21 protein-coding genes are annotated in these 22,076 nt (G+C 61.4%); 10 read left to right on the top strand and 11 right to left on the bottom strand.

Annotation, left to right across the window (positions count from 1 at the left end; genetic code table 11):
• Positions 1 to 66 precede the first annotated feature (66 nt).
• Genes BW979_RS16805 through BW979_RS16815 form a run of 3 tightly spaced genes read left to right on the top strand, consistent with a single transcriptional unit; the run spans position 67 to position 3,744 of the window.
• Entirely contained in the window at positions 67 to 999 is a 933-nt protein-coding gene (locus BW979_RS16805) for a SphA family protein (protein ID WP_076384567.1), read from the top strand.
• 10 nt (positions 1,000 to 1,009) lie between these two features.
• A complete protein-coding gene (locus tag BW979_RS16810; protein WP_076384569.1) occupies positions 1,010 to 2,269 on the top strand; it encodes an MFS transporter in 1,260 nt (419 codons plus the stop codon).
• 17 nt (positions 2,270 to 2,286) lie between these two features.
• Positions 2,287 to 3,744 carry an amidase gene (locus BW979_RS16815; protein ID WP_083714407.1) on the top strand — a complete coding sequence of 486 codons (1,458 nt, stop codon included), beginning with the start codon at positions 2,287 to 2,289 and terminating at the stop codon, positions 3,742 to 3,744.
• A gap of 106 nt (positions 3,745 to 3,850) precedes the next feature.
• Here the strand turns inward: BW979_RS16815 and BW979_RS16820 are convergent, their stop codons facing one another.
• Positions 3,851 to 4,285, bottom strand: a complete 435-nt coding sequence (locus tag BW979_RS16820) for an Rrf2 family transcriptional regulator (protein WP_047229136.1) — start codon at positions 4,283 to 4,285, stop codon at positions 3,851 to 3,853.
• A gap of 147 nt (positions 4,286 to 4,432) precedes the next feature.
• On the opposite strand from BW979_RS16820, the gene BW979_RS16825 reads away from it, so the two are divergent.
• Positions 4,433 to 5,326 (top strand): NAD(P)/FAD-dependent oxidoreductase, encoded by an 894-nt coding sequence (locus BW979_RS16825; protein WP_047229135.1) that lies wholly within the window; start codon positions 4,433 to 4,435, stop codon positions 5,324 to 5,326.
• Positions 5,327 to 5,349: 23 nt separating this feature from the next.
• Here BW979_RS16825 and BW979_RS16830 read toward each other — a convergent pair whose 3' ends face one another.
• The 3 genes from BW979_RS16830 to BW979_RS16840 are packed head-to-tail and all read right to left on the bottom strand — an operon-like array spanning position 5,350 to position 8,377.
• Positions 5,350 to 6,657 carry a CitMHS family transporter gene (locus BW979_RS16830; protein ID WP_047229134.1) on the bottom strand — a complete coding sequence of 436 codons (1,308 nt, stop codon included), beginning with the start codon at positions 6,655 to 6,657 and terminating at the stop codon, positions 5,350 to 5,352.
• 50 nt (positions 6,658 to 6,707) lie between these two features.
• Complete coding sequence (locus BW979_RS16835) at positions 6,708 to 7,031, bottom strand: AtuA-related protein (RefSeq protein ID WP_172833796.1); 324 nt, start codon at positions 7,029 to 7,031, stop codon at positions 6,708 to 6,710.
• Positions 7,031 to 8,377, bottom strand: a complete 1,347-nt coding sequence (locus BW979_RS16840) for an acyclic terpene utilization AtuA family protein (protein WP_076384571.1) — start codon at positions 8,375 to 8,377, stop codon at positions 7,031 to 7,033. The genes BW979_RS16835 and BW979_RS16840 overlap by 1 nt, the downstream gene beginning before the upstream one ends.
• A gap of 101 nt (positions 8,378 to 8,478) precedes the next feature.
• Here BW979_RS16840 and BW979_RS16845 point away from each other — a divergent pair, with 101 nt between their 5' ends.
• Positions 8,479 to 9,357 (top strand): LysR family transcriptional regulator, encoded by an 879-nt coding sequence (locus tag BW979_RS16845; RefSeq protein WP_076384573.1) that lies wholly within the window; start codon positions 8,479 to 8,481, stop codon positions 9,355 to 9,357.
• Positions 9,358 to 9,471: 114 nt separating this feature from the next.
• Here the strand turns inward: BW979_RS16845 and BW979_RS16850 are convergent, their stop codons facing one another.
• Positions 9,472 to 10,323 (bottom strand): CAP domain-containing protein, encoded by an 852-nt coding sequence (locus BW979_RS16850; protein ID WP_047229130.1) that lies wholly within the window; start codon positions 10,321 to 10,323, stop codon positions 9,472 to 9,474.
• A gap of 193 nt (positions 10,324 to 10,516) precedes the next feature.
• Complete coding sequence (locus tag BW979_RS16855; protein ID WP_076384575.1) at positions 10,517 to 11,290, bottom strand: L-iditol 2-dehydrogenase; 774 nt, start codon at positions 11,288 to 11,290, stop codon at positions 10,517 to 10,519.
• 248 nt (positions 11,291 to 11,538) lie between these two features.
• On the opposite strand from BW979_RS16855, the gene BW979_RS16860 reads away from it, so the two are divergent.
• Entirely contained in the window at positions 11,539 to 12,450 is a 912-nt protein-coding gene (locus tag BW979_RS16860; protein ID WP_076384577.1) for an AraC family transcriptional regulator, read from the top strand.
• Here BW979_RS16860 and BW979_RS16865 read toward each other — a convergent pair.
• Positions 12,440 to 14,074 carry a methyl-accepting chemotaxis protein gene (locus BW979_RS16865; protein WP_076384579.1) on the bottom strand — a complete coding sequence of 545 codons (1,635 nt, stop codon included), beginning with the start codon at positions 14,072 to 14,074 and terminating at the stop codon, positions 12,440 to 12,442. The genes BW979_RS16860 and BW979_RS16865 overlap by 11 nt on opposite strands.
• Positions 14,075 to 14,344: 270 nt before the next feature.
• On the opposite strand from BW979_RS16865, the gene BW979_RS16870 reads away from it, so the two are divergent.
• Together BW979_RS16870 and BW979_RS16875 are read left to right on the top strand one after the other, a co-directional pair.
• Positions 14,345 to 15,175, top strand: coding sequence for an undecaprenyl-diphosphate phosphatase (locus BW979_RS16870; protein WP_047229126.1), 831 nt, complete (start codon positions 14,345 to 14,347; stop codon positions 15,173 to 15,175).
• A complete protein-coding gene (locus tag BW979_RS16875; protein WP_076384581.1) occupies positions 15,172 to 15,582 on the top strand; it encodes a DUF1294 domain-containing protein in 411 nt (136 codons plus the stop codon). The genes BW979_RS16870 and BW979_RS16875 overlap by 4 nt, the downstream gene beginning before the upstream one ends.
• 3 nt (positions 15,583 to 15,585) lie before the next feature.
• On the opposite strand, the gene BW979_RS16880 is transcribed toward BW979_RS16875, so the two are convergent.
• Positions 15,586 to 15,939, bottom strand: coding sequence for an MmcQ/YjbR family DNA-binding protein (locus tag BW979_RS16880; protein ID WP_047229124.1), 354 nt, complete (start codon positions 15,937 to 15,939; stop codon positions 15,586 to 15,588).
• Positions 15,936 to 16,844, bottom strand: a complete 909-nt coding sequence (locus BW979_RS16885; protein WP_047229123.1) for a LysR substrate-binding domain-containing protein — start codon at positions 16,842 to 16,844, stop codon at positions 15,936 to 15,938. Before BW979_RS16885 ends, BW979_RS16880 begins: the two co-directional genes overlap by 4 nt.
• Before the next feature lie 129 nt (positions 16,845 to 16,973).
• On the opposite strand from BW979_RS16885, the gene BW979_RS16890 reads away from it, so the two are divergent.
• Positions 16,974 to 17,582 (top strand): FMN-dependent NADH-azoreductase, encoded by a 609-nt coding sequence (locus BW979_RS16890; RefSeq protein ID WP_047229122.1) that lies wholly within the window; start codon positions 16,974 to 16,976, stop codon positions 17,580 to 17,582.
• A 61-nt stretch (positions 17,583 to 17,643) separates the two neighbouring features.
• Here the strand turns inward: BW979_RS16890 and BW979_RS16895 are convergent, their stop codons facing one another.
• Positions 17,644 to 18,837 (bottom strand): MFS transporter, encoded by a 1,194-nt coding sequence (locus BW979_RS16895; RefSeq protein ID WP_047229121.1) that lies wholly within the window; start codon positions 18,835 to 18,837, stop codon positions 17,644 to 17,646.
• Positions 18,838 to 19,175: 338 nt separating this feature from the next.
• Positions 19,176 to 20,765 (bottom strand): ABC-F family ATPase, encoded by a 1,590-nt coding sequence (locus tag BW979_RS16900; RefSeq protein WP_076384583.1) that lies wholly within the window; start codon positions 20,763 to 20,765, stop codon positions 19,176 to 19,178.
• Between the two features lie 403 nt (positions 20,766 to 21,168).
• Here BW979_RS16900 and lpxO point away from each other — a divergent pair, with 403 nt between their 5' ends.
• Positions 21,169 to 22,068 carry a lipid A hydroxylase LpxO gene (gene lpxO / locus BW979_RS16905; RefSeq protein ID WP_076386642.1) on the top strand — a complete coding sequence of 300 codons (900 nt, stop codon included), beginning with the start codon at positions 21,169 to 21,171 and terminating at the stop codon, positions 22,066 to 22,068.
• The last annotated feature ends 8 nt before the right edge of the window (positions 22,069 to 22,076 follow it).

Here is a 22,076-nt window from a genome sequence, read left to right on the forward strand (position 1 = left end):
CGGATAACGGCTGACCGGCCGGCTCCCTAGGATGACCCCAACACCACAGGGTTGGAGGGGCATTCGATGAATCAAAATAAAAAAGCAAACGCCTGGCGCTGTACTTGGTTGACCTTGGGGCTGATCGGTATGGGGGGCGCTGCCCATGGCACCGAAAACGGCGCGCCGACCACGGCGGTCGGGGTCTATGATTTCGGCGCGGGCATGATGCCGCCGGCCACGCCCTTTGGCACCGTCGGCCTGCGCACCGCGTTCTATTCGGCCAACGTGCAGAAGGACCGCCACGGCAAGTCCGTGGACAACAATTTCTCTCTGGATGTGCTGTCCATCGGCGTCGCCTATATGCGCATGACCGATTACACCGTGCTGGGCGCCAAATATGGCTTCGGCGCCGTGGTGCCGTTCTTCCAGATGGACGCTTCGGTACAGGTGCAGACGCCTATCGGTCCGCTGGACCTTGCGGCCGATCCGTTTCGCATGGCCGACATCCAGTTGTTGCCGCTGATCCTGCAGTGGACCCTATCGCCCAACCTGTTCGTCAACACCCAGTTCCAGATCCAGGCACCGACTGGCGACTATGACAAGAACCGGCTGATTTCACCGGGGCTCAACCACTGGACCTTTTCGCCGATCCTCAACGCCACTTACATCTCCGACAGCGGCTTCGAAGTGTCTTCCAGTTTCGAAGTCGACATCAACACACGCAACCCGGCCACTGACTACAAGAGCGGCGTCGAGTACCGCCACGAATTCGCGGTGGGCCAGCACGTCGGGCCCTGGACCGTGGGCGTGGGCGGGTATTACTACCGCCAGTTCAGCGATGACGATGCGCCAGGGCTGCAATCGGGCAATCGCGCCCGGGTGATGGCCGTCGGGCCGGCGGTGAGCTACTTCAAGCCCGGTATGCCGCCGGTATGGCTGCACGTCTACAAGGAGTTCGACGCGCGTAACCGTGCCGAGGGCTACACCACGGCACTGCGCATTTCTCACAGTTTCTAAAGGGGCTCCCATGAACCAATCAAGTTCCATTTCAACGGCCGCAGCCCCGTCACGCCAGGCCACGGGTCGGCGTGAAGGGCTGGTGCTGATGCTCGGCAGCAGCCTGACCATCATGGGCTCGGTGATGGTCGCACCCATCTTGCCCCGTTTGGGCGCCGAATTCGGTCCCATGGAGCCGCGAGCCGATCTGCTGGTGCCGCTGGCGATCACCGGGCCGGCCCTGACCATTGCCCTGTGCGCGCCGTTGGCCGGTTGGCTGGCGGACCGGGTCGGGCGCAAGGCGCTGCTGGTGATTGCCACGTTGCTCTACGCAGTGCTCGGCGCGCTGCCGGCGATGCTCGATAACCTGCCGGCGATTGTCGGCACCCGGCTGCTGTTCGGCTGCGCCGAAGCGGCGGTGATGACCTGTTGCGCGGCCCTCATTGCTGACTACTGGCACGGCGAAGAGCGCTTGCGCTACGTCAACCGGCAAGTGGTGACCATCGGCCTGGTGGGGGCGCTGTTTTTTGTGGTGGGTGGGGCGCTCGGGGAGCATTCGTGGCGCTCGCCGTTCCTTTTGTACCTGCTGCCATTGTTGCTGGTGCCCGCCATGATGAAGGTGCTGTGGGAGCCGTCGATGGCCAAGCGGCCAAGGGCCGAGCAGCAAGCGGACGAATCGGGTCCGGCCAAGGTCGCGGTACGGTCGCTGGTGATCGGTTACCTGATGATTCTGGGCGGCATGGTGCTGACCTTCATCGTGCCGATCCAGGCGCCGACGCTGTTGGTCAGCCTGGGCATCACCTCCAGCACGCTGATCGGCATGGCGGCAGGCTTGAGTCTGCTGGCGACCCTGGGCGGTTCGTTGATGTGGCCCTTGCTGCGCCGTCGCTTCGGCATTGCCGGTTGCAACGCGCTGTTGCTGAGTCTGATAGGGCTTGGGCTCTGGCTGCTGATGCGCGCCCAGAGCTACAACGCCGTGCTGGTGGCGGTCTTCATTCAGGGCCTGGGTTCCGGATTGCTGGTGCCCAACGTGATGGCTCCCGTGATGAATGCCTTGACTGCCAGCACCCGCGGCCGTGGCCTGGGTGGGTTCACCTCGTTTCTGTATATCGGCCAGTTCGTCAGTCCGCTGGTGGTGGCCTCTGTGGGCGCCTTCGCCAGCGATCTGCGCCAGTCGATCCAATGGCTGGCAGTCGCCAGTTTTGCCGCCGCGCTGCTGTGGATCGCTGTCGGTCTGCGTACTCGAGGCCATGGTCAGGCGACCACTCTCGGCTCCCGTCAATCGTCATGAAACAAGGAATCTGAAGCATGGGCATGCAAGACATCCACCACTTGATGGACAACGAAGACGCCAGCGCACTGGCCGAGTGGGTCAGGCGCGGCGAGATCCGCCCCGGCGAACTGCTGGAGGCGGCCATCGAACGTCTTGAACGGGTCGAACCGCAGCTCAACGCGGTGGCCGAGCGGTTATACGATTCGGCGCGGGAAGCGGCCGACACGCCTGAGGTCGGGCAAGGTCTGTTGGCGGGCGTGCCGACGTTGATCAAGGACCTGTTTTCGCCCGTTGCGGGGGCGGCAATGACCAACGGTTCACGCTCATTGGGGGATTTTCGCGCGGATTTCGAATCCGAAGTCGTCACCCGCTTGCGCCGTGCGGGCTGTCAGGTAATGGGCACCAGCACTTCACCGGAGTTCGGCACGTCGTACTCCACCGAATCTTTGCGGTTTGGCGCCACCCGAAACCCTTGGAGCACCCGGCATAGCGCCGGTGGTTCCAGCGGTGGCGCGGCAGCGCTGGTGGCGGCCCGGGTCGTGCCGTTCGCCCACGGCAACGATGGCGGCGGGTCGTTGCGCGTGCCGGCGTCATGCTGTGGCGTCTTCGGGTTCAAGCCAAGCCGTGGCCTGCTGCCGTCAGGGCCGATGATCGGCGAGGGGTGGGCGGGGATGGGCACGCCCCATGCGATCACCTTGTCGGTGCGCGACAGCGCCGCACTGTTGGACGCCACCGCCGGAATGGACCTGGGAGCGCCCTATGCCGCGCCGGTCCAGACGTTGCCCTATGTGACGGCGTTGCAGCGCGATCCGCAACCGTTGCGCATTGCCCTGGTGGAGCAACTCGGTCCCTGGCCAACATCGCCACAGAGCCTGAAGGCCGTAGGCGAGGCGGCGCGGTTGTGTGAGTCCCTCGGCCACCGTGTCGAACCAGTAAACCTGCCGGTGGTATTACCGGAGTTTCTCGATCAGGTCTTCACCATCATCGGCGCAAGCACTCGCCATTACGTTGACCTGCTGGGCCAGATGCGCGGGTTCGCGGTACAGGCCGAGGAGCTGGAGGTGCGCACCCGGATCATCCTGCGGGACAAGGGCAACGTCAGCGGCGCCCAGTACGCGGCTGCAGTGGAGTGGATTCATACCCTGGGTCGACAACTGGCGACGTTCATGCACGATTACGACCTGATCCTCACCCCGGTCCTGACCCGTGAACCGGTACCGATTGGCGAGCTGGACGTTGAGGACGTGTGCATGAGCCTCGATCAACTGCTGGAGCGCTACCACAGCTACTCGCCATTCACCGCGCTGTTCAATGCCAGCGGTCAGCCGGCGATGTCCGTGCCGTTGTCCTGGAGCAGCAACGGCCTGCCGATGGGCGCGCACTTCGCCGGTCGCTTTGGCGAAGAAAGCACCCTGCTGGCCCTGGCCGCGCAATTGGAACGTGCCCAGCCGTGGCGTGGCCGGGTGCCTGCGGTGAACGCCTGTCGTCGTTGAAGGCGGCGATGTCTCAATAAAGTGAAGCGGGCCGGTTCCAAGCACGGAACATCCAGCGTCGATGGAGTGCCGATCTCGATGCCTGATCAGGCCCGCTTCCCACCACTCAGCCGTGCCCCTCCCGAAAACGCTGATCAAAATCCTCCGCCAACTGCGCCAGAGTGATGCTGCCCAAACGCTTGAGCAGCAGCGCCTGAGCCTCATCGAACGCATCCGTCAGCGCCGCATTCACCGCTTGTTCCACCAGGCACTGCGGGTGATCGGTGGACAGGCCGATGGCAAAAATCGACGTGCTACCCAAGGCCTGATGGATGTCGAGCAGGGTCATCTCTGCCAGGGATTTGCTCAACGTCCAGCCGCCGCGATGGCCTTTCTCTGACGTGACATAGCCCTGTTCCTTGAGCAGTGCCATGGTCCGGCGCACCACCACTGGGTTGGTGCCGAGCATCTGCGCGATGGTGTCGGAGGTGGCGGATTGCTGGTGACGGTCCATGTGGATGAGTACATGAAGCATGCGGGACAGGCGCGTGTCGTTTCTCATGGTAACGGCGTTGTTCTGTGGTTGAGACGGGGTGGAGTATCGCCTGTAATTACAAAAGTTACGAGATCGTTGACAGGCGCTTTTCAAGGAACTTACGATGTGTCGAGACTTTAGCGGTCCTTCGAAAACCACCCTTGGAGAGAGATCATGAGCTACGACGTCATCATTACAGGCGGCAGCTACGCGGGTATGTCGGCAGGACTTCAACTGGCACGGGCCCGGCGAAAGGTGCTGGTGATCGATGGGGGGCAACGCCGTAACCGGTTCGCCGCGACTTCCCACGGGTTTCTTGGCCAGGATGGCCGCGCACCCGCTGACATCGCCGAGGATGCCCGCGCCCAGCTCATGGCTTATCCGACGGTGGAGTGGGTGTCGGACACCGTGGTCCAGGCGCGCAAGGAGGAGGGCGGCTTCACCCTGGAAACTGCCCGTGGGCAACATTTCCAAGCCCAACGCCTGCTGCTGGCCACCGGAGTGGTCGATGATTTGCCGGCGGTGCAAGGCCTGGCTGAGCGCTGGGGCAAAAGCGTTTTCCACTGTCCTTACTGCCACGGCTATGAGTTGGACCAAGGGCCGATAGGCGTGCTGGCGACGTCGCCAATGTCGCTGCACCACGCCTTGATGCTTCCCGACTGGGGGCCGACGACGTTCTTCACCAATGGCGTATTCGAGCCCGATCCGGAGCAGCGGGCCAGCCTGGAACTACGTGGGGTGACGCTGTTAGCCGAACCGGTCGAACGCATTGAAGGCGAACGGGCGAATGTGGTCCTGGAAGGGGGGCGCGTGGTTGTCATCGATGGTCTGTTCGTCTTGCCCCGCACCCGCGTGGGCAGTTCGTTGGCTGCGTCTCTGGGGTGTGAGTTCGAGGACGGCCCGCTCGGTGCCTTCATCCACACTGACATGACCCGCGAAACCAGCGTGCCGGGATTGTTTGCCTGTGGTGATGCGGCCATGCCGTTCGGCTCGGTGGCACTGTCGGTGGGCGATGGTGTGCGGGCGGGGTCGGGCGTGCACCGATCGTTGATCTTCGGCACACACTGAAAACCCGCTTCCCGCGCTGCCCCCTAAACCTGTACCGCCCCGGTCGCCACGGCGAAGGCGAGCATCACCAGGCTGACGCCCCAGGCCCAGAAAAAGGTGTAGGCCATGTGTTTGCGCAACTCGACGCCGGACAACGCCAGGGCCAGGTACACGCTGGGCACCACCGGGCTGATGGAGAAACCGGTGTTTTCACCGATCAGCATGGCCCGGGCCACCGCTTCCAGGGGAACGCCCGCGGCGGCGGCCACATCCCTGATCACCGGCAACAGGGCAAAGTAGTAGGCGTCCGGCGAAAAGATCATCCCCAGGGGAACGCCAAAGAATCCGACGATCACATGCAGGTACTGAGCGGATCCGCCAGGCAGAAAGTCGATCAGCGCCAAGGCCATGCCGTCGGACATTTTTGCTCCGGACAGCACACCCAGCAACACGGCGGCGGCCATCATCACCAGCACCATTTGCAGGGCATCGGATGCGTGGGCCTTGAGACGTTCGGCCTGGGCATCCAGGGAAGGGAAGTTCAGCGGCAGGGCAATGCCCAATCCCACCATGAAACAGGCATAGAGCGGAAAGATACCGGTGAACAGGCAAGCCAGGATCGCGCCGGTCAGGGCCACGTTCAGCCAGTACCGCAGGTTGCGGGGCGAGAGGCCGAACTCGCGACCTTCGGTGGACAGACTGTCCAGATCGACGCTGGCGGCCGCTCCCAGTGACATTGGCCGGCGACGCTGGGCTCGCGAGCCCAGCACGGTGGCCACCAGCAACATGCAGACCAGCCCCACCAACTGCACCGGCAGTAAACCTAGCCAAAGCTCCGTGGCGTCCAGCCCGGAAACTGCGGCAGCCCGAGCGGTGGTGCCACCCCAAGGCACCATGTTGATGACCCCGGCGGTGGTGCCCACCAGGCACAACAGCATGGCCGGGCTCATGTTCAGACGCTTGTACAACGGCAACAGCGCCGGAATGGTCAGCAAAAATGTCGCGGCGCCCACCCCGTCCAGATGCACCACTGACGTCACCAGCACCGTGACCAGCGCCACAGCCAGCGGCTTGCCACCGGTACTGCGGATCAGCAGGTTGACCAGCGGGTCGAACAGCCCGCGATCACGCATGATCCCGAAGAACAGAATGGCAAACAGAAACAGCGCGGCGGTGGGCGCCACGGTGATCAGCCCGGCCTTGATGAACTCGCCGATCTGTCCGGGGTTGAAACCGGCCAGCAGGCAAGCGGCGACGGGGAGGGTGGTGAAGGCGACGACGGGGCTGATCCTGCGCAGCAATATCAGCCCGATGATGACCAGCATCATCAAAAAACCCAACGTTGTAATCATGGTGCAGCCTCTCTTTTTATTGTTGTCGACGGTACGGGCGCGTGAATCCTTCAGCCCTGTGGTTGGGGCAGGCGCAGGGACAGCAGCAGATAACTCAAACTCTTGCCGTGGCGATCAAGGCCGCAACTGAGGTTTACGCCGCCTTCCAGAGCGTCTTCGAGGACGAAATTCAGCGCATGCAGGTTCGGCAGTTCATAGCGATGCACCTTGGCAGGCCGGCGCGTGGCGAATTGTTCGGCGACTCGTTCGCAGGTCAGTTCGCGCAGCAACCATGGGTAGTGCGCCGGATCGAGGGGGAATACCGCAATGCTGAGGATATTGCCTTTGTCTCCGGCACGAGCGTGGGCGAAGTCGGCGAGGGTGACCAGCTTCATCAGTACCACTCCAGGGTTGTGTGGATTTCGCTGCGCGGCAGCAGGAAGCTGCGGGTGGTGACGGCTTCAGCGAGGTGCCGGCGCACGCCGCCACCGCCGGCCGGACCGTTGGTGTAGAGCGATTCCACCTCGGCCAACAGCGTCTGAACCATTGCCTGGTCGGTATGGGTCAGGCCGACGCGCACACGTACATCATCGAGGGCCGGCGCCAGGGCCAGTCGTTGTTGCAGATAGCGGCCACCGTGGTCATTGAACAGACTGGCGACACCCGACAAATCGATCCAGGGCTGTACGCCTGGCGCCAATCGGTCAAAACGTTGCAGCAGAATTTCCCGGGCCAGGACGGCACGGGCCACGGCACCGGGGCCAGCATAGGAAATTTCCGCCTCGCCGAACCAGAGCCCACGCACACCGGCCAGGCCCTTGAGCGTATCGGGGCGCGGATGGCCCAGCAGGCCGCTGATCTCAACGCGGTCATCACCCAGGTCCCGGACGCGGGCCTGCCCCAGGTCCAGCACCACATCCGGGGTCAGGTAGCGGCGCGGATCATGCACCTCGTAAAGCAATTGTTCCTTGACCGTTTGCTCGCTGACGCAGCCCCCGCAGCCCTGGGTTTTGCCGATGATCAAACGCCCATCCTCATGGATTTCGGCAATGGGGCAACCGAGGTTCGCCGGGTCCGGGATCTCTTTGATCCCAGGGTGGGCAAAGTACCCGCCGGTGACCTGGGTGCAGCACTCCAGCAAATGCCCGGTCGCGGTGGCGATGGCCATTTTCTGCCAATCGTCGGCGGCCCAACCCAGCCCGTGGCGAATCGCGCCCACCGCCAGCGAAGGGTCGGCCACTCGCCCGCACAGCACGATACCGGCACCTTCTTGCAGCGCCGTATGAATGCCGTCGGCACCGGTGTAGACGTTGACCGAAACCACGTCTGCCGGGTCCACGGGCAGCCATTGCTTGAAGCGCGGTGTGGTTTCTTCCAGCAGGTCATCGCCCAGTACGCAGGCAATTTTCAAACTCGGATAGCGTCCTGCCAGTGTTGCTCGCAGGCGCTGCGCGGCGGCTCTGGGATTGGCTGCCCCCCCATTGGTAATGATGGGGATGCCGGCGTCGATACACACATCCAGCATCGGCTCGAGGAAATCGAACAGGCGAGAGGCGTATCCGGCTTGAGGATCGAGGCCCCTGCGCAGTTGCGCTTCGGCCAGCGTCCGTTCGGCCAGCAACTCCAGCATGATGTAGCGCTGGCCGTTTCGTTGCGCCAGGTCCTGGGCCAGGCGCAAGGCGGCGTCCGGGCGATCATTGGCAAAACCGGCGCCGCATCCGACGAGAATTGTTTTTGTCATGTCCGTTTCCACTGATGGGATGGCCCATAGTGGCGGCCATGGATTGTTCTGTGAATTTTAAAGGTAGAATCAATTGATCCATTATCTTTATAAGTACGGCCATGAACGTTTCTTTCCGACAGCTTCGTGCCTTTATCCTGATCGCTGAAACCTCAAGCTTCACGCGCACCGCTGAACAGCTTCACCTGTCCCAGCCAGCGCTGAGCTACAGCATCCGCAAACTGGAGGAGACCATGGGTCTGCAGTTGCTGGCGCGTAACACCCGCAGTGTCGAACTGACGCTGGCCGGTGAACACTTTCTGCCCCAGGCCAGGCGCATGCTCAGGGACATGGACGATGCCGTACGGGACGCCCGCGACACCCTCAGCCTGAGTCGTGGCTCCCTTCGCCTGGCGGCACTGCCCACGGCCGCCGCTTCGTTCCTGCCTGTGGTCATCGCTTCGTTCCAGCGCAAACACCCGGGTGTAAGGGTGAGCGTACTGGATGGTCGGGCCGGGGAGATCATGGGGTGGGTGCAGCGCGGTGAGGTGGACGCGGGCATTACCTCGTTACCCGACGACCTGTCCGGGCTGAGCTTCGTGCGCCTGTTGGATGACAATCTGGTGTTGCTGACCCACAAGGATCATCAGCGCGACAGTCTGGACGACTGGAAACGCAGGCCCTACATTGCCCTGACTCCCGACACGAGCATCCGGCCCTTGGCCGACGCAGCGTTGCGCTACCTGAATGTCGAGCCTGAGCCGGCTTGGGAGGTGGCGCACATGAGTACCGCCACTGCGCTTGTACGCGAAGGGTTGGGATTTTCCCTGCTGCCGGCCAGTTGCACGGCGGTGTTCAATATTGGCGAGCAATGCGAGGTGATTGCCATCGACCAGCCCGGCAAGCGTTCGATCGGCCTGTTGCAACGCAAGCCAGTGGCCCAGTCGCCGTCGTTGAGCCAGTTCATGCAGCATTTGCGGCAGACGCTGCGTCAGCAATGACAGTTCCATGCTCATCGCGAGCAGGCTCGCTCCCACAGTGTGTAGAACCCTTGTGGGAGCGAGCCTGCTCGCGATAGCGGGATTGCCGCCAGTGCCAAGCGATCTGATCAAACGCTATTGGGTGCCAAACATCGCTGTCCAATAAATCCCCGCATCGCTCTTCGGGTCCACCGCATAGCCGGCGCCCAGTTCCTTGAACTGCGGGTTCATCAGATTGGCGCAATGACCGGGGCTTGCCAGCCAGCCGTCCACCACTTTGAGGGCCGTATCCTGTCCGGCGGCGATGTTCTCACCGATCAATTGGCCGAGGTAACCGGCCAACTCGGCGCGGTCGCCCGGCATGCGGCTGTCGCGATCCTTGTGGTCAAAGAAGTTGTTGTTGGCCATGGCCCGAGTGTGGTTCACGGCGGCCAGGGCCAACGTAGCGTTCCAGGCCAGCGGCGTCGTCGCCGTGAAGGCTTCGGTGCCGCAGCGGCGCGGTTGGGCACGAGCACTGTTGATCAGCTTCAGTAGCTTCTGACCTTCGGCTTGCCAGTCTCCCAGACGCGCCGACAATAGCGGGCGCGCCAACACGATGCGCCATTCGCGATCCAGGCGACTGACGCCGATGTCGACGAACTGTGGATCCAGCACCACCTGGCAGAAGCTTTCCTGCACGGCCTTCATCGCGGCTTGCGCGTCCCGTGGCCCGGACAGGCTGATGGCCTGTACGTTGACCATCGGGTAGGCCGTGCGGGCCAACGCCTGCTGCAGGTCACCAATGCCGTTGGCCGACAGGATCAGCCGCGAATCCATGGCCAGCGGCGGTAGCTCCAGAGAGGCCTGATCCGCACAACTTTGCGACTGACTGCGATAAAGGTTGATGGACTCGACCAGTTGCGTCTCTTCGGTGGCCAGGACACTGGTGGCGAAGGCCAGCCCCAACGACAGCCCGATAAGACGCATGACGGATGAAATGGCACGCATGTAAATCTCCCTTGAGCGGACGGCGCCTATGATGCGCAATTTTTGCCCGGCTGGGGCAACGGTATTCACGCTCTCTTGAAATCCCTTGCAACGGCACCGTTGGGTACCGTTTGGGACAATCCTCAAGTAGTGGGATCAATTTTCAGGCAAATAAGTCCATATCCGTCGATTCAAGGGCAAAACTTGCGAATTATCAGCTCATCCAGTTCCCGCCATCGACGTTATATGTCTGTGCTACCACATATTCGCTTTCCGCCAAGGCCAGGAATATCGCCATCCCCACCAGGTCCTGCGCGGTGCCCATCCGGCCATAGGGCACTTGCGCGCCGACCTGACGCTTTTTCTCTCCCAGGGGCAGGTTTTCATGATGGGCGAACAGCGCATCCACACCATCCCAGTGCTCACCCTCCACCACACCAGGGGCAATGGCGTTGACGTTGATTCGATGCTTGATCAAATCAAGGCCGGCCGACTGGGTCAGGCTGATCACCGCAGCCTTGGTGGCGCAATACACCGCCACCAGAGCTTCTCCACGTCGGCCGGCCTGGCTGGCCATGTTGATGATTTTGCCGCCATGCCCCTGGCGGATCATCTGCCGGGCGGCGGCCTGCAGCGTGAACAGTGTGCCGGCGACATTGATGCAAAACAGCCGTTCGTAGCTTTGGCGCGTAATCTCCACGATAGGCGCCAGGTCGAAAAGCGCTGCGTTATTGACGAGGATATCGAGCTTGCCCGTCCGGGCCACGACCGCCTCGATGGCCTGGTCAATCGAAGCTTGTTCAGTGACGTCCATTTTGACCGCGTAGGCGCTGTCGCCCAGTTCGGCGGCGGTGGCTTGGGCGCTTCCAAGATCGATATCGGCAATCGCCACAGTAGCCCCTTCGTTGATATAGGCCTGGGCGAACGTCCTGCCAATACCACGGGCAGCACCGGTGACCAGGGCGCTTTTTCCTTCCAGTCGTTTCATGGGTTGTCCTGTCTCGAATGACAAAATAAACAGCAGGGGAGCGCGGCTCACCTTCAATGACGTGCCGATTACAGCAGCGCCATTGGCGCCGGACAAACGCAGGAGGGATCATCGGCTGGTACTTTTTTTAACGCCGTGACGTGTCCCTTGGCCGGGTTAAAAAAGTATCGGTGGACGATCAGGTCAGGGCTGGTGAACCGGTGCGCGCCGAGCGTAAGGTGCTGCCTACAGCGATAGAGACGCGCGACATGCCTGATCACCCAACGCCCCTGTTCGAGCAGCCACCCGCCGAACTTGAAGTCATCCTGCCTGAGCCCGAGCACAGTTTTCGCTGGTATGAGCACGACTATCCGTATCCGCTGGCGCGCTGGAACCACCATCCCGAATTCGAGATCCATCTCATTCGTCGGGGCAGCGGTAAATTGCTGGCGGGCGATTATATTGGTCCATTCGGCCCCGGCCACGTGGCGATGATCGGCCCGGGCTTGCCCCACGATTGGATGGGCGACCTGGCCCCGGGCGAGTACCTGGCTGGAAGGGACGTGGTGCTGCAATTCGATGGCGCAACGCTGTTGAGCCTGCGCCGGACGCTACCTGAACTCGGGGATTTACAGCCGCTGTTCGAAAGGGCACGACGAGGTCTGGTCTTCAGCGACGACACCGCGGTGAACGCCGCAAGGCTGTTGGAGAGCATCGGCCCGGCCCAGGGACTCGGGCGGCTGGCATTGTTTCTCCAACTGCTCAACACACTCAATCTCGCCCCGCAGGAGCAGGCCCAATGCCTGGCCAGCCCTTGTTATGCACCCAGCCTGGATGCCCGCAGTTCCGAACGCATCCACAAGGCCTTCGAGTACCTGCAGACTGAACTCACGGGTGACCTGCGCCTGTCGGTGATTGCTCGGCAACTGGGCATGAGCGAGCCCGGTTTTTCGCGTTTCTTCAAACGCATCACCGGACACGGTTTCATTGACCTGATGCGCAAGCTCCGAGTCCAGCGAGCCTGCCGGTTGCTGTTGCACAGTGAAATGCCGGTGACCGATATCTGTTTTGAGGTGGGTTACAACAACCTGTCCAACTTCAATCGGCACTTTCGCATCGAGATGCACCAGACGCCCAGCGAGTATCGATCAGGCGCTAGTGGCCAGGCCACTAGACCCTGAACTGCTTCAGCAACCCGTTCAATTGCTCACTCAGCGACTTGAGACGGGTACTCGCCAGGCTCGATTGTTCAGCCGCCAGGGCGGTGCTGTGGGAGAGGCCGGCGGCCTGGGTCACGTTCTGGTTGATGTCTTCCACCACATGGGCCTGTTGCAGCGTGGCGCTGGCGATGGAGGCGTTCAGGCTGTTGAGATTGCGCAGGGCCTGGCCGATGGCGTTGAGGCTGGCGCCGGCCAGCCCGGCTTGCTCAATGGTCAATTGCGAAGCACGGCTGCTGTCGCTGATGACTTTCACCGCCGCTTCGGAGTGGTTCTGCAAGCGTTCGATCATCGCCTGGATCTCGGCGGTGGACTTCTGCGTACGCTGGGCCAGCAGCCGCACTTCATCGGCCACCACGGCAAAGCCCCGACCTTGTTCACCGGCGCGGGCCGCTTCGATCGCGGCGTTGAGGGCCAGCAGGTTGGTCTGCTCGGCAATGGAGCGGATCACCTCCAGCACACTGCCGATCTGGGTGCTTTCGCTGGCCAGGGTACGAATCACCTCGACCGCCTGATCAATGGTCTGGGACAGTCGGTCAATCTGCTGCAAGCTGCCATCGATATTCACCTGGCCCTGCTGGGCCTGGGATTCGGCGTCGCGCATTTCGCTGGCGGCGTGTTCGGCATTCTTGGCGACGTCTTGCACGCCGTAGGTCACTTCGTTGATCGCAGTCGCCACCAGTTCCATCTGTTGCGATTGTTGCTGGCTGCGCTCCTGGGCTTGGACGGCGTCGTTACCCAGGTCGTTGGACGATTGCCCCAGGGCCCTGGCCGAGTCCTGCAACTGGCTGACTACTTCGCGCAGTTTGGCGGTAAAGGCATTGAAATGCCGGGCCAGTTGCGTCACTTCATCCTGGCCGTGGGTGTCGAGGGTGCGGGTCAGGTCGCTTTCACCGCTGGCAATGTTGGCCATGGCATTGACCGTTTCCTGCAGCGGCCGAACGATGCTGCGCACGATCAGGGTCAGGAGCAGGCCCATGAGCAGGGTGATCGCCAGGCCGATCAGCGAAGCCTTGATCACTTGAGAGCGGAATTCGGCCTCCACGTCATCCACATACACGCCTGAACCGATGATCCAGCCCCACGGCTCGAACAGTTTGACGTAAGAGGTTTTCGCCACCGGCGCCTCGGCGCCCGGTTTCGGCCAGAGGTAATCCACCATCCCGGCGCCCTTGGCCTTGGCAATGGCGACCATCTCGTTGAACAGCGCAAAACCATTCGGGTCGCGAATCGCCGAGAGGTTCTGACCTTCGAGTTTCGGGTTGGTCGGGTGCATGACCATCACAGGCGTCAGGTCATTGATCCAGAAGTAATCACTCTGGTCATAGCGCAAGCCGCGCACCGCGCTAAGGGCCTGCTTCTGCGCAACCTCGCGAGTCAGGGTGCCAGCCGTTTCCAGACCATGGTAGTAGCTCAGCACGCCGCTGGCAGTCTGGACCACATGCTGGGTTTTCTGCACCTTGGCCTGATACAGGTCGGTGTGGATCTGCTTAAGCATGAACGCGCCTAACGTGAACAACATCACGATGGACACGACCAAGATGAGCCACAAGCGTCGGCTGATCGACACACTGCGCAAGCTATTCATACGCTGTCACTCCGGTTTCTTATTCTTGTCATCTGCGACCGCCTGAGTCTGGCGTCAGGCGGGTATGCCTTTGTGTCCTGAGTCATAACGCGGCAGCGTTATCAGGGCTTGTCTGATAGGATTTCGGCCCCGCGGCGCAAAACCTGAGCCTGTTCCGGTTTTTTCATTGGTTTTTTTGAGAAATCGCAGTCACCGTGCGCCTGCTGTTTACACCTGCATAACGCTTAAATTTTGATGAGACGTGCGCAAGCATAGTCTTTTGGGGGATGAATGGATTTGTGGACCGCCTTTCAGGCACTGATTCTTGGCGTGGTAGAAGGCTTGACGGAGTTCCTGCCGATCTCCAGTACGGGGCACCAGATCATTGTCGCGGACTTGCTCGAGTTCGGCGGCGAGCGCGCGATGGCGTTCAACATCATCATCCAGCTCGGGGCGATCCTGGCGGTGGTGTGGGAGTTTCGGCGCAAGATCTTCGACGTGGTACTGGGTTTGCGCACCCAGCCCAGCGCTCGTCGGTTTACGGCCAACCTGCTGATTGCCTTCATGCCCGCTGTGGTATTGGGCGTGTTGTTTGCAGACCTGATCCATGAATACCTGTTCAACCCGATCACGGTGGCCATGGCGTTGGTGCTGGGCGGTTTCGTGATGCTCTGGGCCGAGAAGCGCCAGCACACAGTGCACGCCGAAACGGTAGACGACATCACCTGGAAGGATGCACTGAAAGTCGGCTTCGCCCAGTGCCTTGCGATGATTCCCGGCACCTCCCGCTCAGGTTCGACCATCATCGGTGGCTTGCTGTTCGGGCTGTCGCGCAAGACCGCGACCGAGTTTTCATTCTTCCTGGCGATGCCAACCATGGTCGGCGCGGCGGTCTACTCCGGCTATAAATATCGCGAGCTGTTTGTGCCGGCGGATTTTCCGGTGTTCGCCATCGGCTTCGTCACGGCGTTCATTTTCGCCATGATCGCGGTCAGGGGCTTGTTGCTGTTCATCGCCAGCCACAGTTACGCCGTATTTGCCTGGTACCGGATCGCTTTCGGCCTGTTGATCCTGGCCACCTGGCAATTCGGTTGGGTGGACTGGACGGCGGCCCAGCCATGAGCCGTCCAGGCCGTGAGCCGGGCCCAGCCGTGCAGAGTTTGCGGCTCAAGCTCGTGGTATTTGCGCTGGTGTGCGCCTTGCCGCTGCTCGGATCACTTTTGCTCGGGTTGCGTGCGGAGTCCTGGGTGCCGCTGACGGCCTACGGGCTCGTCAGCGTGGTGGCGTTTCTGTTGTACTGGAGCGACAAGCGCAAGGCCCGCGCTGACGCCTGGCGCACCCCGGAAAACGTATTGCACGCCGTGGAGCTGGCCGGGGGCTGGCCCGGGGCGTTGTTGGCTCAGCAAGTGTTTCGCCACAAGACCCGCAAGGTGTCGTTTCAGGTGGTGTTCTGGTTCATCGTGTTGCTGCACCAGGTGTTCTGGATCGACCAGTTATTCCTGGGCAGTCATCTGCTGATGCTTTTCTGAGCTTCACGACAGCAGCAAACCCACCTGGGTGCGCTTGGGCAGCTTGCTCACCACCAGTTGGTGGGAGCGCTGCAGCAGGCCACGCAGTTCATCGGCGCCCAGCGGGTAGGGCGTCTGCATGATGACCCACTGAGCCCGCGCCAGATAGGGCGCCGGGTGGATCCCCGGGCGGTCGCAATGCCCCAGGAACAGATCCTTGTCCACCTTGAACGCCAGTGATTCGCCCCGCAGGTTCTGCAGGGCGAACATCTTGTTGCCGGCAATGGAAAATACCCGCACGCCGCCCCATTTGTAGTCCTCCCTGGCGCCCGGCAAACCCAGGCAGAACTGCGCGACATCCTCTTCGCTCAAGCTCATATTTTTCTATCTCCACAGCCATCGAATGCTTCTACCAAGTGGTCGATCCACGCGCGCACCGCTGGCAACATGCCGCGTCGATGCGGATAGACTGCCTGCAGCCAGCCGTCCGGCAGCGACCACTCGGGCAACAATTCCACCAGTGTGCCGTCCTGCAGTTCCTCCTCGCAATACATGCTCGGCAACAAGGTGAAACCCAGGCCGGCGAGGGCGCAGGCGCGGCGCACAATGAAGTCGTCGATGCCCAGCCGGGCTTCCAGGGCCAGTTCGACGGGCTCTGCGTTGGCCTTGAGCAGGCGCAGATGGACCAGGCGATCGGCGTCCAGCGCCCCGAGTATCGGCAGTTTCTTGAGATCCTCCGGGGTATTGATCTGCCGTCCTGCGACGAACGCTGGGCTGGCGACCATGATCAGCCGCGCCTGACGCAGCCGTCGCGTCATCAGCAGCGGGTCTTCGTCCCCCAGATCGCGCACGCGCAATGCCACGTCGATGCCTTCGCTCACCAGGTCTACCCGCCGATTGACCAGCATCATTTCCAGCTGCACTTGAGGGAATTTTTCCAGAAAGCTGGCGATCACCCCGCCCAGCATCTGATGAGCCAAACCCACCGGACTGGAAACCCGCAGGCGCCCGCGCGGCTCAGTGGACATGCTCGCCACGGCTTCATCGGCCATCTCGGCTTCCAGCAGCATGGCTTGGCAATGGCGCAGATAACGCTCGCCAACGGCCGTGAGCTTCAACTGGCGGGTGGTACGTTGCAGCAGTCGGGCGCCAAGGCGCTCTTCCAGTTCAGCGATACGCCGTGACAGCCGCGACTTGGGAATACCCAACAGGCGTCCGGCCGCGGCGAAACCACCGGCTTCGACCACTTTGGCGAAGTAGTACAGATCATTGAGGTCTTGCATATCGAGTTCTATTGTCCTGTCAGTGGAACGAACTATCGCATTAATACTGACTTATCGGCTATTGGCTTCATCGATAGGATTGTTCTCAATTGATCGCTTGGTCGCGATCCTCACTTGGAGAGCACTCATATGAAACTGTTGCACATCGACTCGAGCATCCTGGGCGACAATTCCGCGTCCCGCCAACTGAGCCGTGACGTGGTTGAGGCCTGGAAAGCTGCCGAAGCGGACGTCGTCGTGACCTACCGCGACCTGGCGGCCGATGCCATCAGCCACTTTTCCGCCCAGACCCTGATCGCCGCCGGCACCAGCGCTGAACTGCGCGACGCTGCCCAGAAGCACGAGACTGATCTCAGTGCCTCGACCATGGCCGAATTCCTGGCGGCGGACGCGGTGGTCATCGCAGCGCCGATGTATAACTTCACCATTCCGACTCAACTCAAGGCCTGGATCGACCGTATCGCCGTGGCCGGCCAAACCTTCCGCTACACCGAAGCCGGCCCCGAAGGCCTGTGTGGTGGCAAGAAACTGGTGATCGTTTCCACCTCTGGTGGCCTGCATGCCGGCCAGCCAAGCGGCGTGGCGCATGAGGAGTATCTGAAGGTCATGTTCGGTTTCCTCGGCATTACCGACATCGAGTTCGTTCGCGCCGAGGGCCTGGCTTACGGTGACGAAATGCGCAGCAAAGCCATAAGCGAAGCCAAGCTGCAGATCAGCGAGCAATTCGCCGCAGCTTAAAGACCGCGCAAAAAAACACCAGGCCTGGGCGAACCGGCCTGGTGGGTTTGCACAAGGTCGATCAATAAGCGGCTGTTTCGGTACGGCGCCGCAGCAGTAAAGTCAGCCCCAGTCCGATGATCGACAGCAGTGCCGCACTGAAAAAGATCGAGGAATACCCCAGATTCAACGCCACCGCGCCCATCAAAGGGCCGGCAATCGCCAGCGCCAGATCGAAGAACACCGCATAGGCGCTCAGTCCTGCGCCACGGCTGGTATTCGGTACTTGTTTGATGGCTTCCACACCCAACGCCGGATACACCAGCGACAGCCCGAAACCGGCCAGCCCCGCGCCAATCAGCGCGAACGCGGTAGAAGGCGCCAGCCATAGCAACACCAGCCCCAGGGTTTCTATACACATACAGGCAATGGCCGTCCTGAAGCCTCCGAAGCGGGCGATGCTGGAAATGAACAACAAGCGCGACAGGATGAAACAGACGCCAAACACCGTCAGGCACCAGGCTGCACCCGTCCAGCCGCGACTGACATAAAACAACGTGATGAAGGTGGTGAGCGTACCGTAGCCGATCGACGCCAGGCACAGGCTCGTCCCGTACGGTGCAATACGCCCGAACACCGCCCAAAAGGGCAGGCGCTCGCCACGAATGACCGGCACCGATGGCTTGTTGCGTATCAACAGCAGCGCCGCGCCGGCCAGCAGCGACAAGGCGATCCCCAGGCTGACAAAGCCCAGCTCACTGACCATTACCACTCCCAGCGGCGCGCCGATGGCAATGGCCCCATAAGACGCGATGCCGTTCCATGAGATCGAGCGGGCCGTGTGTTCGACCCCCACCTGGCCCATGCACCAACTGATGGTGCCCACGCCAATCAGGCCCTGAGCCACCCCGAGCAGCAAACGCCCGGCGATCAGGATCAACAGGCTCAGCAGTGGAAAGCTTTGCAGCAGCGTCGAAAGCAACGTCAGCAAACCACTGAGGACGATCCCGTACAGCCCATAAACGATCGCCCGCTTGGTGCCGATACTGTCCGACAGCCGCCCGGCCATGGGCCGACTGAGCAGCGTCGCCAGATACTGGGAGCCGATGGTCAGCCCGGCCACCACGGCACTGAAGCCCAACTGTTCGTGGACATAGCCCGGCAACACGGCAATCGGCAGGCCGATGCAGAGAAAGGCGATGAAGGTATAGAAGACGATGGAGATGATCTGCCAGGTGATCGACAGGGAACTGGGGGTGGATGGGTGTGTTGGCATGAGGCTCGTTCGCGGGCAGCGGGAAGAGGGGCTCATCATGGCGCGCGGCGGGAATAAAAGAAAGCAGGCTAACGGTTTGCCCGGGTGGTGATGGTGCCGACGCTATCGCGAGCAGGCTCGCTCCCACACTGGCCGCAGGGCTTGGAAGAACATCGGTTCCTTGTGGGAGCGAGCCTGCTCGCGATGACGGTAGGTCGGCCAATACCAAGTCGACTGAAACGGCCAAATCGCAAGCAAGCTGTGCTCCCACAAGCTGTTCTACCTTGAAAACAAAAAGCCCCGTCACAACGGACAGGGCTTTTCACTTGCAGCTTGAAGCTTACAACTCAGCGCTGCTCTTAAATCAGCACACCCTGGCTGCGCAGGTAATCGTCATAGGTGCCGCTGAAGTCGATCACGCCATCGGCGCTCAACTCGATGATGCGGGTGGCCAGGGACGATACGAACTCACGGTCGTGGCTGACGAAGATCAGCGTGCCCGGGTAGTTTTCCAGCGCCAGGTTCAGCGCCTCGATGGATTCCATGTCCAGGTGGTTGGTCGGTTCGTCCATCACCAGCACGTTCGGCTTTTGCAGGATCAGCTTGCCGAACAGCATGCGACCCTGTTCACCACCGGAAATGACCTTGACCGACTTGAGGATCTCGTCGTTGGAAAACAACATGCGGCCCAAGGTGCCGCGAACCAGTTGTTCGCCGCCCTGGGTCCACTGGCCCATCCAGTCGAACAGGTTGACGTCGTCTTCGAAGTCGTGGGCGTGGTCCTGGGCGTAGTAACCCAGTTCCGCGGCGTCGGTCCATTTCACAGTACCGGCGTCCGGCTCCAGTTCATTGACCAGGGTGCGCAGCAACGTGGTCTTGCCGATGCCGTTCGGGCCAATGATCGCCACGCGCTCGCCGGCTTCGACGGTGAAGCTGAAGTCCTTGAACAACGGCTTGCCGTCAAACCCTTTGGCCATGCCTTCGACAATGACCGCCTGACGGTGCAGCTTCTTGGTCTGTTCGAAGCGAATGAACGGGCTGACACGGCTCGATGGCTTGACCTCGGCCAATTGGATCTTGTCGATCTGCTTGGCACGGGAGGTGGCTTGCTTGGCCTTCGAGGCGTTGGCCGAGAAGCGGCTGACGAACGATTGCAGTTCGGAAATCTGCGCTTTCTTCTTGGCGTTGTCCGACAGCAGTTGCTCGCGGGACTGGGTCGCCACGGTCATGTACTCGTCGTAGTTGCCCGGGAACAGGCGCAGCTCGCCGTAGTCCAGGTCCGCCATGTGGGTGCAGACACTGTTCAGGAAGTGACGGTCGTGGGAGATGATGATCATCAGGCTCGAACGCTGGGTCAGCACGTTTTCCAGCCAGCGGATGGTGTTGATATCCAGGTGGTTGGTCGGCTCGTCCAGCAGCAGCACTTCCGGGTCGGAGAACAACGCCTGGGCCAGCAGTACCCGCAGTTTCCAGCCGGGCGACACTTCGCTCATCGGGCCGAAATGCTGCTCGATGCCAATTCCCAGGCCCAGCAGCAGTTCACCGGCACGGGACTCGGCGGTGTAGCCGTCCATCTCGGCGAATTCGGTTTCCAGCTCGGCCACGGCCATGCCGTCTTCTTCGGTCATTTCCGGCAGCGAATAGATGCGGTCGCGCTCGGCCTTGACCTTCCACAGCTCTTCGTGGCCCATGATCACGGTGTCGATCACGGTGAATTCTTCGTAGGCGAACTGGTCCTGGCGCAGTTTACCCAGGCGCACGTTCGGCTCAAGCATGACCTGGCCGCCGGACGGCTCGAGGTCGCCGCCGAGGATCTTCATGAAGGTCGACTTGCCGCAACCGTTGGCGCCAATCAGACCGTAGCGGTTACCCGCGCCGAACTTGACAGAGACGTTTTCGAACAGTGGCTTGGCGCCGAACTGCATCGTGATGTTAGCTGTAGAGATCAAAGGTTTATCCTGCGGAACATTCAGAGTAGCTAAGGGTGCGGCAGTACCTGTTCAGTACCTGTTTGCGCAGGTCCCGACCGCGCGAAAGCTTCGCGGTCGCAAGCGCAAGGGTCCATCCGGCATAAGAGGACAGCAGCATACGGAGCGCCTGACCCAAATAGACGTACGCCGAAGCCGGAATCCGGTATCGGCCAAAAAGGGGGCGCGTAATGTTTGGCGGCAATTGTACTGATCTGGCCGCGTTAACGATAGGGTGTAACCCAGGCAAGACAGTTTTTCACAACGCAGGGATAACCTTTGGTTACGAGTTGTGGCTAAATTGCCGTCTCACTTACGCCATTCCCCACGCTGTTCGGCTGTGCGGGAAGTGGCAGCCTGTCCACTTTTGATGTGTGCGGATACTGTGAAACTCATCATTGCCGCGATCTATCTTCTCTCTATCGGTTATGTGCACCTGCGCGGGCGCGTTCGGCACAAGCTCGGACGCCAGTTGAGCGACCATTCGTCCTTCCTCGCGCCGATCAACTGCCTGCTTTACCTGTGCTCGAAACTGCCCAACAAGCCTTTCCTGAACCCGGCGCAGTTTCCCGACCTGAGCCCGTTGCAGGCCCATTGGCAGGAGATCCGTGCCGAAGGCCTGAATTTGCTGCGAGCGGGGGAGATCAAGCGTTCCAACCAGTACGACGATGTGGGCTTCAATTCGTTCTTCAAGACCGGCTGGAAGCGTTTCTACCTGAAGTGGTACGCCGACAGTCATCCCTCGGCCATGAAGCTGTGTCCGCGCACCACTGAACTGGTGCAGAGCATCGGTTCAATCAAGGCGGCGATGTTCGCCGAACTGCCACCGGGCTCCAAGCTGGTTCGTCATCGCGACCCGTATGCCGGGTCCTACCGGTATCACCTGGGTCTGGAAACGCCCAACGATGCCGGCTGCTACATCAATGTCGATGGTGAGCATTACCATTGGCGTGATGGCGAGGCGGTGATATTCGACGAGACGTTCATTCATTACGCCCAGAACACCACGCCTCACAATCGCATCATTCTCTTTTGCGACGTGGAACGCCCCATGAGATTTCGCTGGGCCAGTGCCTTCAACCGCTGGTTCAGCCGCACCGTGATGGCGGCCGCCGGAGCGCCCAATGACGCCGGAGACAAAACCGGCGGCCTGAACCGGGCGTTTTCCAGGCTTTACAGGATTCGCCTGCAAGGCAAGGCGCTGAAGAAGCGCAACCGCAAGCTGTATTACTTGCAGAAGTGGGCGTTCTTCGGCGGTCTGCTGGCGGTCTTCATCTGGATATGAGCGGGTGA

Source organism: Pseudomonas sp. A214, assembly GCF_900156295.1.
In the GTDB taxonomy this organism is placed as follows: Bacteria; Pseudomonadota; Gammaproteobacteria; order Pseudomonadales; family Pseudomonadaceae; genus Aquipseudomonas; species Aquipseudomonas rhizophila.

Bases quoted from the DNA above. Each gene is read 5' to 3' on its own strand.
- BW979_RS16805 (WP_076384567.1), top strand. From the start codon at position 67: ATGAATCAAAATAAAAAAGCAAACGCCTGGCGCTGTACTTGGTTGACC.
- BW979_RS16810 (WP_076384569.1), top strand. From the start codon at position 1,010: ATGAACCAATCAAGTTCCATTTCAACGGCCGCAGCCCCGTCACGCCAG.
- BW979_RS16815 (WP_083714407.1), top strand. From the start codon at position 2,287: ATGGGCATGCAAGACATCCACCACTTGATGGACAACGAAGACGCCAGC.
- BW979_RS16820 (WP_047229136.1), bottom strand. From the start codon at position 4,285: ATGAGAAACGACACGCGCCTGTCCCGCATGCTTCATGTACTCATCCAC.
- BW979_RS16825 (WP_047229135.1), top strand. From the start codon at position 4,433: ATGAGCTACGACGTCATCATTACAGGCGGCAGCTACGCGGGTATGTCG.
- BW979_RS16830 (WP_047229134.1), bottom strand. From the start codon at position 6,657: ATGATTACAACGTTGGGTTTTTTGATGATGCTGGTCATCATCGGGCTG.
- BW979_RS16835 (WP_172833796.1), bottom strand. From the start codon at position 7,031: ATGAAGCTGGTCACCCTCGCCGACTTCGCCCACGCTCGTGCCGGAGAC.
- BW979_RS16840 (WP_076384571.1), bottom strand. From the start codon at position 8,377: ATGACAAAAACAATTCTCGTCGGATGCGGCGCCGGTTTTGCCAATGAT.
- BW979_RS16845 (WP_076384573.1), top strand. From the start codon at position 8,479: ATGAACGTTTCTTTCCGACAGCTTCGTGCCTTTATCCTGATCGCTGAA.
- BW979_RS16850 (WP_047229130.1), bottom strand. From the start codon at position 10,323: ATGCGTGCCATTTCATCCGTCATGCGTCTTATCGGGCTGTCGTTGGGG.
- BW979_RS16855 (WP_076384575.1), bottom strand. From the start codon at position 11,290: ATGAAACGACTGGAAGGAAAAAGCGCCCTGGTCACCGGTGCTGCCCGT.
- BW979_RS16860 (WP_076384577.1), top strand. From the start codon at position 11,539: ATGCCTGATCACCCAACGCCCCTGTTCGAGCAGCCACCCGCCGAACTT.
- BW979_RS16865 (WP_076384579.1), bottom strand. From the start codon at position 14,074: ATGAATAGCTTGCGCAGTGTGTCGATCAGCCGACGCTTGTGGCTCATC.
- BW979_RS16870 (WP_047229126.1), top strand. From the start codon at position 14,345: ATGGATTTGTGGACCGCCTTTCAGGCACTGATTCTTGGCGTGGTAGAA.
- BW979_RS16875 (WP_076384581.1), top strand. From the start codon at position 15,172: ATGAGCCGTCCAGGCCGTGAGCCGGGCCCAGCCGTGCAGAGTTTGCGG.
- BW979_RS16880 (WP_047229124.1), bottom strand. From the start codon at position 15,939: ATGAGCTTGAGCGAAGAGGATGTCGCGCAGTTCTGCCTGGGTTTGCCG.
- BW979_RS16885 (WP_047229123.1), bottom strand. From the start codon at position 16,844: ATGCAAGACCTCAATGATCTGTACTACTTCGCCAAAGTGGTCGAAGCC.
- BW979_RS16890 (WP_047229122.1), top strand. From the start codon at position 16,974: ATGAAACTGTTGCACATCGACTCGAGCATCCTGGGCGACAATTCCGCG.
- BW979_RS16895 (WP_047229121.1), bottom strand. From the start codon at position 18,837: ATGCCAACACACCCATCCACCCCCAGTTCCCTGTCGATCACCTGGCAG.